The following is an 11,204-nucleotide window of genomic DNA, read 5'->3' as shown; positions in this document are numbered from 1 at the left end:
TATGTTAGAAGGAGATAACTTGTGTTTGCTGTAGATCACATCATTCTACTTAGTGCGGTTTTAGCTATTTTCGGCGTGTTGGTCAGCAAACTGTCTCCTCGTTTCGGCGTACCTGTATTAGTGCTCTTTTTGGGCGTTGGTATGCTAGCTGGCGAAGATGGAATAGGCCGAATTAGCTTCGACAATGCCGATGCAGCCCATTCCATAGGAACGTTCGCACTCATTCTCATTCTATTTGATGGCGGGCTACAAACCTCAAAGAAGTCTATAAGGCGGGCGTGGAAGCCTGCCGCACTGCTTGCATCTTTTGGCGTGGTAGGCACAGCCGCAATAACCGGTGTGGCAGCTATGTATATACTCGACTTACCTCTCTATTTAGGGTTACTACTCGGTGCCATTGTTGGTTCTACTGATGCGGCTGCGGTCTTTTCCGTACTGCGTAATGCAGGTATTAGCATCCCTTCCAGATTAAAAGCCACATTAGAGCTAGAAAGTGCTTCAAACGATCCAATGGCCATCTTTCTTACTATTGGGCTTATCACGCTTATTCAAGATAGCAGCACTAAGGCCTCTGAGTTAGCCTTGTTATTTGTCAGTCAAATGGGCGTGGGCGCATTAACTGGTGCTGTAGTGGGCGGCTTAGCCGTAGCACTGTTTAGGCGCGTAACCTTAATGGCAATTGGTTTGTACCCTGTGTTTGTTATGTTATTTGGGGTATTGGCGTTTGGCTTAGCGGCAAACTTAAATGGCAGCGGCTTTTTAGCCACTTTTATTACCGGTGTAATTGTAGGTAATAGCCGATTTTCCTATCAACGGAATACTTTCGTATTTATTGATGGCCTAGCGTGGCTAAGTCAAATAGCGATGTTTGTTATTCTAGGTTTATTAGTCACGCCCACCGAACTTTTGCATAACTGGAAAGAAGGCCTGTTAATTGCCTTTGTACTTATTTTTATCGCTCGCCCGCTGGTGGCCATGCCGCTGCTATTACTAAGTAGATTTTCGTTTAAAGCTTCGCTGCTTATTTCTTGGGTAGGTTTGCGTGGGTCAGTACCCATCATACTGGCCATTTTCCCGTTAATTTTTGAATTACCCAGTGCTGAACTTATTTTCAATGTAGTATTTTTTATTGTGATGATTTCAGCTCTGCTACAAGGTTCTAGCTTACCTTTTGCGGCCCGTAAATTAGGCCTAGTGCTTGAAAACCCACGAGGGGAAGCGAACACCTTAGAAATTGTAAAAGTGGCAAAAGACAAACGTGAGCTAATTGAAATAGTACTTCATTCAATGTCGGCTTCTACCGGAAAAAGTATATCAGAATTGGGATTACCAGAAGATACTGTGGTGGCGTTAGTCGCTAGAGGGGAAAGCACGCTTATCCCGAAAGGCAGCACAGTTCTTAAAGAAAATGATCAAGTTTTTGTGATTACAAAGCTGCTCGACAAAAACACGGTAGAAACGTGCTTTTACGGTGATACCTAAAAGCACCATGTGGTTGTCGCTATATGGGTCATCTTCATGTAGAATGCGCCGCGGAGTTGGCCAGGCAATCGCCGCTTTCGTAAGAAAGGGGAGGAAAGTCCGGGCTCCAAAGGGCAGGGTGCCAGATAACGTCTGGGCGGCGCAAGCCGACGACAAGTGCAGCAGAGAGAAGACCGCCTAAGCCAGCAATGGCCGGTAAGGCTGAAAGGGTGCGGTAAGAGCGCACCGCACACCTGGTAACAGGTTGTGGCAAGGTAAACTCCACCCGGAGCAAGACCAAATAGGATCCCTTAACGTGTGGCCCGCATGGGGATCGGGTAGGTTGCTTGAATCAGTGAGTAATTGCTGATCTAGAGGAATGGTTGCCCACGACAGAACCCGGCTTATCGGCCAACTCCACCTTTTTAGGTAAGTGAAGCATCTGCTTCACTTATTATTTCTCAAGCGCTCAATCGCTTAAGTAAGTCATTCCAAGGCAACGGGCGCGATAAATAGTATCCTTGTGCCCAGTCACAACCGTTTTCTCGTAGATAAGCCATTTGAGCTTCGGTCTCAACCCCTTCCGCAATTACTCTAAGATCATAGAGTTTCGCTAAATTTTGAATAATCATCACCATCTTGTTGCGCGCCTCGCGTTCTGAAAAGAGATCATTTACAAATGAACGATCAATTTTCAAGCAATCTGCAGGATAATGTATTAGTTGATTGAAAGCGGTGTAGCCTGTTCCAAAGTCATCCAATGCGAGAGACACTCCCAGCTCATTTAGTGCATTTAGGGTTTCCAGACAGGTCACATCGTCGGCAACGAATGCGGTTTCAGTGACTTCGAGTTCTACATTTTGTGGCGGGACTTTATGTTGTTCTAATAGATTTTTTACATGTGAAGGAAAACGTTCGTTAAGCAGTTCTACACCCGATATATTGATGCAAATTTTTCCCTCAAAAAGATGTTCTTTTCTTAATATAACTAGTGCTCGTAAGGCATTATCGATGACCCATAAATCGATATCTTTGATTATTCCAGTCGATTCCGCTATTGGAATAAATTGGTCTGGTCCAAGTCCTTCTAATTCTGGACTTTGACATCGTAGCAGTACTTCAACGGCAACAATGGTGTTATTTTTACAGTCAAATATAGGCATATATACCAAAGAAAAATGCTCTTCTCGTAAAGCTTGTCTTAAGCCTTTTTCTATTTGCTGACGTTGATGCAGCGTGTCGGCAATTTTTTGGGTAAAAAACCTGAAGCAATTTCGACCATTATGTTTTGCGTCGTACATTGCTGCATCAGCGTGATGAAGTAACTTAGCGGGGTCAGTGGCATCATCAGGGTACACGGATATACCTATACTGGCATAAATCATATGGGTTACACCATCGACTTCAAAACCACCATCAAAGATATTTAAAATTCTTGTCGCGACAGTGCTGGTATCAAGAGGCTCTTTGATATTAGGTAGTAGCACAACAAACTCATCGCCAGCTAATCTTGCCAAACTTTCTGTCTGCGGCTTTAATAACTGGTCGGTAGGGCGAATTGCTTCCCAAAGTCGCTCGCTAAATTTGAACAATAAACGGTCACCAGCCTCATGACCGTATTGATCGTTAACCTGCTTAAAATTGTCTAGATCTATATAAAGTAAGCCAATACGTTGTTTATCTTTCTTTGCTCGAGCTAGCAGGCGTTCCAAATTAGTTTTGAAACTCCAACGGTTGGGTAGTCCTGTGAGTGTATCGTAATAAGCCATCTGACGAATATCATCAGCATGCAGTTGCATAATTGTTTGATAGGCCTGTTCTTCAGAACGTAGGGCGGCTAGGCAGATAGAATTAAGTGCCAGCATCGTCAATATGAATCGAACTGCCTCAACGATTGAGTAGCTGGTCATCAACAATACTGAAAGGGGTGTAAACAGAAGCAGTATACTGGCAACATTGAAAAGCCCAAACCAACATACAGCAGGCCAAAAGCGATTGATAAAAAGGTTGATGGCTACAATTGGGTAAACCCATAGTATTCCAGTATTACTCTTACCGCCTGTAATTATTAAGCTCATTGATAAGAAGAAAAGAATACCACTTAGGATCGTAGCTGCACGCTCAACATTGCCGGTACGCTTTAACAGGTAGAGATTTGCTAAGCCGACGAGAGCGTTGAGAATTAATATACAGCCTAGGACTTGCGCGCCGTCGATTAAGCTAAAACTCCCTAGCGCAAATAGAAAAATAACGCCGAGTATGGTTAAAACCTGACAGAGTCGATAGCGACGACGGTATCGTACGGCAAGCATTTCTTGTTGGCCTGCAGTAGTTTCGCGAGTGTGTGTCATGTTTACCATGGATAAATTAAATTAGTATATTGGAATAATGCTGTTTTGGGAGATTTTTTACATTGCATTACATTGTAATTTTTGCACTGAATGTAATTAGAATAGACAACGAATCTGCTTTATTCAACAAACACTTAGTTCGCTAGCTTCAACATTAAAAAATGATTGGCTTATTCTACTTTTAGAGGAGCGACACTATAGAATTACAAGACAGTATCACTATCATATGCTGAACATTCTTATCAGCTAAATCAGCTAAGATGCACGTTCGTCTCAGTGCCTTTTTCGGCCCAATATTCTACTTTTTCTAATAAGTCTTGAACATTAAAAGGCTTACTTAAATAATCGTTCATTCCTGCATTAAAACAAGCTTCTCTATCACCTTTCATAGCATTGGCAGTGAGTGCAATGATAGGAGCGTTGGTATAACGTTCGCCCACTTCGCCACGACGAATACGGCGAGTTGCTTCAAATCCGTCCATGTCGGGCATTTGACAGTCCATCAATATCACATCAAACGTCACTTTCATTTTTGAAAGGGCTTCTAATGCTTCAACGCCCGATTTCGCACTCAATGTTTTGTGGTTACTTAAGTGCTGTTTAACAATAACTTGATTAATATCGTTATCTTCAACAATAAGAATTTTACGCTTTTGCGTCGATGGCTTGCTGTTAGCAACTCTATTTTGTTGAGGGGCAATTAAGCTATCATCCCCTTCTTTAAGCATAATATTAAATGTGAATGTGCTTCCTTGGCCTTTTTCGCTGTCTAAATGAATTTCGCCATTCATAAGTTCGCATAACTGCTTACTAATAGAGAGTCCTAGCCCTGTGCCACCAAACTTACGGGTTGTAGAGAGATCTTCTTGGGTAAACACATCAAATATACCCATTTGTTTTTCTTTTGCGATGCCAATACCCGAGTCTTTAACCGCACAAGTAAGGCGTAAGTTGTTTCCACTGGTGTGTTCTAACGTGGTCGTCACATCAATCTCACCCTTCTCGGTGAATTTTACAGCGTTACCAATGAGGTTAGATAATATTTGTCTAAATCGAACAGAGTCGCCTATGACGACGTGAAAACCTTGAAGATTAAAATGAAAATACAGGTTTAAGCCTTTCTCTTGGCACAAAATGGCGTATTGAGACTGCAGACTTTCCAAGGTTTCTAGTAAGTCGAAAGGCTGATGGTCAATTTGTAACTGCCCAGCTTCAATTTTGGAGAAGTCGAGAATATCGTTAACGATGTGCAGCAAACCTTGAATGCTGAACGTAGCCAAAGACAGGTAGTGCTTCTGTTCATCGTTTAATGGTGAATTTGATAACAACTGAAGTACGCCAGAAATACCGTGAATAGGGGTGCGAATTTCATGACTCATACTCGCGAGGAAGCCCGACTTCATGTGCGCTGACTCTTCAGCTTTTTGTTTAGCTTCTTGTAAGTAGCGTTTCGCTTGGCGTTGTTGAGTGACATCTTGTTGGAAACCAATATAGTGAGTCACTTCGCCATTTGATTTTACTGGGGTGAGTATCAGCCTGTTGTAGAATGAGCTTCCGTCTTTGCGGTAATTGAGTAAAGTGGTCTCAATAGGTTCGCGATTTGAAATAGCCCGACGTATTTGCATCGTGGTTGTACTATCCGTATCGTCACCCTGCATCAGCCTACAATTTTTACCAATAATGTCTTCTTTATTGTGTCCGGTAAGGCGGCTAAAAGCATTGTTCACATAAATGATTGGCTGACCTGACCTTTTTATATCTGCAATGATAATAGAAACGGTGGCTTCATCCATGGCATGGCTAAGAATTTGAACATGACTTTCTAAAGAACGCTGGCTACTTACGTCTACGCCAACAAAAATGGCGCCTTTTACGTTGTGATTGGCATCTTCAAGGGGGGTATTTGTCCACTTAATCTGCTTTTCCAGCCCGTCTCCTACCGAAAAGTGTTTAAGTTCTCCTGCCGATTTATTAACGAGCTTATTAAGAATATACTTAACCGTACCTTCACGTTCCCCGTATTGGTCCTCACAGAATGCATCGAACCGTTTGTTGCTTAACATAACACGATGGTTTTCATCTACGACTAAGAGCATATCTCCCATTGAGTCGATGACATCAGAAAACTGCTCATTTGATAATGACATTTCAGCAAGATCTGAAATTAACGTGTCGAAGGCGCTGCGAATATTGGCTAACTCACGTGCTTCTTCAACCACTACGGGCTCTTCAGTATCAGTTGATTTGATGCGATGAGCGATATCTTTATAAAGCCCTGATAAGGTGTTTTCAGCAAGCACAGCGGTGGTACGAATGATATGTAAATTAACTAAAATAATGCCTAGAATAATAGCCAACATTAATAGCGCTAGCCAATACAACCCTTTAAGCGCGGTACTAACAGGGTTGAGGCTATACAGCGTTAGGTTTTGATGACGAGAATCAAGGGTCATATAGCCCATCGTGTCTGCGTCACTGAATTGTGAACCAGGAGGAATAAACTCAGGATCGCTACTAAACAATACTCGCCCATTTTGTTCGGTGACAATTTGGGTGGTAAGCCTTGGGAAGGGCGCCAGCAAGGCTTGTAGGCTTTCCACATACATTACCAACGCACCTTCTGCGGCACCGCCTAGTAATACAGGAACTGAAAACAGCACGCCATTTTGGGTTATCGAAGAAAATGAGAAAGAGGCGCCTAAGGTCTTTCGTTGCCATGCAGTATCAAGCTTTTCTGAGATTGAGCTACTCCAGTTTTTCTGAATAACCATCTCACCGGAAAAGTCATATAACGCAAACTCTACGTTTCTGGTTTGAGTTAACTTTAATGACCTGAAAAACATGGGAAGGTAATTGTCTCTTTGTTCTAAATCGACCAGAGAGTTAATAATTATATCGTTTGAAGCAAGGTCTGAAAGTTGGCGAGTAGTGTCATTGATGATGAAAGAAAGATCTTGTTTTAAGCCTTCAATCGACTGCTTTTGAACCGCATCGATTTGCTGCTTTGCGAAAAAGAAGGTAAAGGCGAAAAGCATGATAACGATAACAAGAATTAACCCGAACAAACGGGGGAGCATGCTGGTTAATAACCGCTTCCTAAGCGGAGGAGGCTGAAATGACATCAGTCAGTATCCAACACAACTAGATTACCTTTATTATCAAATGACGACATAAAATAATCTTTTGCCATAAGGGCATCATGTTGTGTAGGTGTAAAGGCTGGTTGATATGTTTTTAATACGCCTTCAAAGGTTCCTAAATCTTCTAGTGTATTTCTAAGTGCATCAACATCGGTTGTCCCTGCTTTTACTATGGCGACTGCTAACATATTAACTAGGTCGTAAGCATGAGCAATCCCCGTCACTGCGGGTATCGCATTTGGGTCTATAAGCCCATACTTCTCATGGTAGGTTTCTAGCAACTGCTGCGCTTGTACGTGCTTTTGATGATCAAAATGAAAGGTTTGTAACACCGACAAATCCAATGAGTGAGGCTCAACATTCAATCGCTCGATAAAGTTACCCGACGCAATTCCCCAGTGGGATATAACCGGTAATTTAGTCAGATTTTGAGCTGCTAATTCGTTTATGACAACGGCGCCTTCAGGTGCATTTGAAACTAAAATAATGGCTTCTGCTTTATCCGATTTAATCGCTGATATATCTTCCTCAAAAACCTTTTGTTGCCAATTTACCCAACGAATGGTTGTTATGGTTATACCCATCTCTGAAGCTGCTTGGGTAAGTGATAACTCGTTAGAGCGGCCCCAACCTGTACGCTCTAAAACAAGTGCTACACTTTTAAATCCGCGGGATGCTGCATGCTGTATAAGCACTTTACCTGCTTCTGCATCACGTACAGAAACACGAAATACGTTGTTAGGCTTGTATTGATTATCGACGACTTGCGTACCAGCAGCCCAAGGAACTAAAAAAAGAAGATTGAGCTCATGAATGATTTCAAGTTCAGCTAATGCAACGGGCGTATGTACTCCGGCTATTACCGCTATCACATCTTTGTTAGCGGCAAACTGTTTAATGTTATGAATACCGCGAGCAGGATTACCTCTATGATCTTTACTAACAATCGCAAGTTCTCGGCCTAACAAACCGCCGTTTTTATTTATTTCATCTACCGCAAGCTCCACACCTTGCTTTATGGCTATACCACCGTCCACAGCAACAGCTGAAAAGTCAGCATCTATACCAATATAAAGTGGTGAAGATGCCTCATTGCCGTTAGTGTGAAAGCTTAACGTGATTGACGTTAGTAGCCAGAATGTAAAACGTAAGCGCATAGAAAACTAAAATTGAGGATAAGGCTAGTAATTGTATAGCATTAATTACATAGTTTTACCTTCCAATCATTGTTCTTTCGTCTATTTTTGTTCAATTAATAGTCAGGGCCGAGCGGAGTTTTCTGCATCATTTTTTCTGTTAAAGGCGAACACAAAGTAAGCATTCCCCTTGCAATTAGTTAACAGATTGGCGGTCTTGCACTGGGGTAAATTGGTAGTAGCGTTTAAACTCTCTTGAAAATTGCGATAGGCTTTTATACCCAACCTCCTCAGCTGCATCTCCTACCCGGTAACCTAAGGCTATTAATTCTCTGGCTTTAGATAAACGAAATTTTTTTATGTATTGAACAGGGGAATCGAGTACCACGTCCCGAAAGGCGCGGTGAAAACCAGAGACGCTCATGTTCACACTGGCCGCCAATGAATCTACATTTAGCACCGATGCATACTCATCATGAATAGTGCGCAACGCCTGCGCGACTCTTGCATAGTGGCCGTTGTCAGTTAATCCACACAGCACATGACCAGCAGGGCCATTAAGGATGTAATAGACAATTTCCCGCACGAAACCAGCACCCAATGCTTTTGCGCTATTACCATTGTTTAATGCCGTTAGCAGCCTGCGGGTTGCATCGGTAATGTTACTGTCTAACGACTGCTGGCTTACCGTAAACGTTGGTGCGGGGCTATTTTTTGCGCTGTCATCTCGCCATTGAGATAGTTCCACTAAAAGCGCGGCAGGAATATCGATGACTAAACCTAATATACAGTCATCATCCTCAAGCGTGGCAGCGCATTGGGCCGGTAGAGGTACACCAAATACAATGTAATCGCCTTTCTTATATTCAATTTCACGATTATCAACAAACAAGCGCTTAGTGCCTTGTAACATGATGATAATGCCCGACTGATACAATAATGGTTGTTTAGGGCTGCCATGGGGATCGCGGAAAACTCGCACGCCATCTATAGGGGTTTTAGTCATGCCGTTTAGCGTTGGTTTTCCTTTAGCGGCTAAAAACTGCTTAAGAATTTGACTCAAAAACGCTAGATCAGTCGAGGGAATTTTAATGTTTGGAGAAATAGGCAATTTTTTTCCAGAATTAGACGGTTTGTTTACGAATAATGGCATTATTATGCATTAACACAGGCAAGAAATGACAGAGGAAAGACCATGAAATTTTCATTTAGCAACCCAACTCGTATTCAATTTGGTCAAGGACAAATTGGTTCAATTAACACCTTACTACCAAAAGATAGCCACGTTCTTGTATTGTTCGGCGGCGGTTCGATTAAAAAGAACGGCGTTTACGACCAAGTAGAAAAAGCATTAGAAGGCTATAAGTGGGAATCTTTCGGGGGTGTAGAGCCTAATCCTACCATTGAAACCCTCGACAAAGCGGTTGCCCTAATCAAAGAAAGCGGCGTTGATTATATTCTTGCGGTAGGCGGTGGTAGCGTGATTGATGGTGCCAAATATGTTGCCGCTAGTGCAGTATACGATGGCGACGGGTGGGACATTCTAACTGGCGAGCACAAAGTTGATAAGGCATTGCCTATTGGCGCTATTCTTACGTTGCCAGCAACAGGCTCTGAATCCAACGGCGGTTCAGTTATCAGCAAGAAAGCCACTAAGCAAAAATTGGCGTTTATGTCTCCGTTAGTCTATCCGCAATTTGCTGTATTAGACCCAGATGTAATTAAAAGTCTACCTCATCGCCAAGTGGTTAATGGCCTAGTAGACGCCTTTGTTCATGTTTGCGAGCAGTACTTAACCTTCCCGCAAAATGCACCGGTTCAAGATGGTTACGCTGAAACCTTGCTGAAAACCCTTATTCAGCTTGGTGGAAAAATTGATAACAAAGATGACGCATGGCGCGCTAATCTGATGTGGTCAGCAAACCAAGCACTGAACGGCCTTATCGGTTCAGGTGTTGCGCAAGATTGGGCTACTCACATGATTGGACATGAACTTACGGCGCTATACGGGGTTGATCATGCACGTTCATTGGCGATTGTTCAGCCATCACTGTTACGTGTTCAACTTGAAACCAAATCAGCGAAGTTAACGCAGATGGGCCAAAACGTGTTTCGTTTAGAAGAGAGTGATGATATTGCCCTTCGCACTATCGATGCTATTGAAGCGTTCTATCAAAGCCTTGAAGTGGCTACCCAACTTACTGAGCATGCGGGCGACAAGCAAAGTGCAGTGAATGCCGTGCTAGAAAACTTAAAAGGAAATAAGATGCTTTCCCTTGGTGAAACCGGCGCTATTACCCCTGAAGTGAGTGAGCAAATTCTTAACTTGGCCGTTGCTGAGTAATACCTACCAAACCTCCCTAAAAGCGGGCTGTTGCTTAGGCAGAAGCCCGCATTTGCCATTAAGTAATGATGCAAACTGGCACGATTCTACTATTACTTAGGTAGGTGAAGTGTCGGTTTGTTTTTTTATTATGCAAAAGAAGTATGAATTTCAACTCCGTTTACGCTTTCTGAATATGTTTATTAGCTTTAAAGAAGGTAGTGCGTTTTTATCGCCAGCGTAGATGGGAGTTAGCTTGCAGAGAAATTATCCCCCTTCCATTATAGATGTGGAAGCCAGTGGGTTCGGTGCCCGTAGTTACCCTATTGAAATAGGTGTTGTGCGCTATGATGGTGCAAAGTGGTGCAAACTGATTCGTCCCTTTGACTCTTGGGTTCATTGGGATACAGAAGCAGAATCTTTACATGGTATCACCAGAGCTATGTTAAATACCTATGGCGTAAGCCCGGTCAAGGTGTGCCAAGAGCTTAATGCCTTTCTAAGCAATACTAATGTGTATAGCGATGGGTGGGTGGTCGATCACCCTTGGCTGATTAAGTTATTTTCAGCAGCTTCGGTGGAAATGTCATTTTCATGCAGAGCATTGGAATATGTTTTGAGTGAACCACAGATGACGCTTTGGCACGATGTTAAGCAAAATATTGAATCGCAGACTGATGCTCGACGTCATAGAGCAAGTAACGACGCCACTGTTATTCAAAGTACATTCGTTGAAACAAGAAATCGTGTGTACGCCGCAAAACACAAAATATAATCTACATGCTGAATTTTT

The 11,204-nt window shown here is 42.7% G+C and carries 7 protein-coding genes and 1 other RNA gene; 4 read left to right on the top strand and 4 right to left on the bottom strand.

The features are described 5' to 3' along the window. Window positions 1-21: 21 nt before the first annotated feature. Window positions 22-1,482, top strand: a complete 1,461-nt coding sequence (locus Q4561_RS00905; RefSeq protein ID WP_303456709.1) for a potassium/proton antiporter — start codon at window positions 22-24, stop codon at window positions 1,480-1,482. A 52-nt stretch (window positions 1,483-1,534) separates the two neighbouring features. Next, window positions 1,535-1,884, top strand: an RNA gene (rnpB, locus tag Q4561_RS00900) — RNase P RNA component class A. Window positions 1,885-1,922: 38 nt separating this feature from the next. Here rnpB and Q4561_RS00895 read toward each other — a convergent pair. From Q4561_RS00895 to Q4561_RS00880, 4 genes are all read right to left on the bottom strand, one after another. Further along, entirely contained in the window at window positions 1,923-3,812 is a 1,890-nt protein-coding gene (locus Q4561_RS00895; RefSeq protein WP_303456707.1) for a bifunctional diguanylate cyclase/phosphodiesterase, read from the bottom strand. A 251-nt stretch (window positions 3,813-4,063) separates the two neighbouring features. Continuing rightward, window positions 4,064-6,934, bottom strand: a complete 2,871-nt coding sequence (locus Q4561_RS00890; protein ID WP_303456704.1) for an ATP-binding protein — start codon at window positions 6,932-6,934, stop codon at window positions 4,064-4,066. Further along, complete coding sequence (locus Q4561_RS00885) at window positions 6,934-8,109, bottom strand: ABC transporter substrate-binding protein (RefSeq protein ID WP_303456701.1); 1,176 nt, start codon at window positions 8,107-8,109, stop codon at window positions 6,934-6,936. The genes Q4561_RS00890 and Q4561_RS00885 overlap by 1 nt, the downstream gene beginning before the upstream one ends. A 175-nt stretch (window positions 8,110-8,284) precedes the next feature. Continuing rightward, entirely contained in the window at window positions 8,285-9,241 is a 957-nt protein-coding gene (locus Q4561_RS00880; protein WP_303456698.1) for an AraC family transcriptional regulator, read from the bottom strand. Window positions 9,242-9,283: 42 nt separating this feature from the next. On the opposite strand from Q4561_RS00880, the gene Q4561_RS00875 reads away from it, so the two are divergent. Both Q4561_RS00875 and Q4561_RS00870 read left to right on the top strand, forming a co-directional pair. Then, window positions 9,284-10,432, top strand: a complete 1,149-nt coding sequence (locus Q4561_RS00875) for an iron-containing alcohol dehydrogenase (protein WP_303456695.1) — start codon at window positions 9,284-9,286, stop codon at window positions 10,430-10,432. Between the two features lie 223 nt (window positions 10,433-10,655). After that, window positions 10,656-11,186 (top strand): exonuclease domain-containing protein, encoded by a 531-nt coding sequence (locus Q4561_RS00870; RefSeq protein ID WP_303456693.1) that lies wholly within the window; start codon window positions 10,656-10,658, stop codon window positions 11,184-11,186. Window positions 11,187-11,204 lie beyond the last annotated feature (18 nt).

The organism is Alteromonas sp. 1_MG-2023 (genome assembly GCF_030547075.1).
In the GTDB taxonomy this organism is placed as follows: Bacteria; Pseudomonadota; Gammaproteobacteria; order Enterobacterales; family Alteromonadaceae; genus Alteromonas.
The sequence above is the reverse complement of the archived record's forward strand: the minus strand, read 5'-3'. Positions and strand labels throughout refer to the sequence as shown.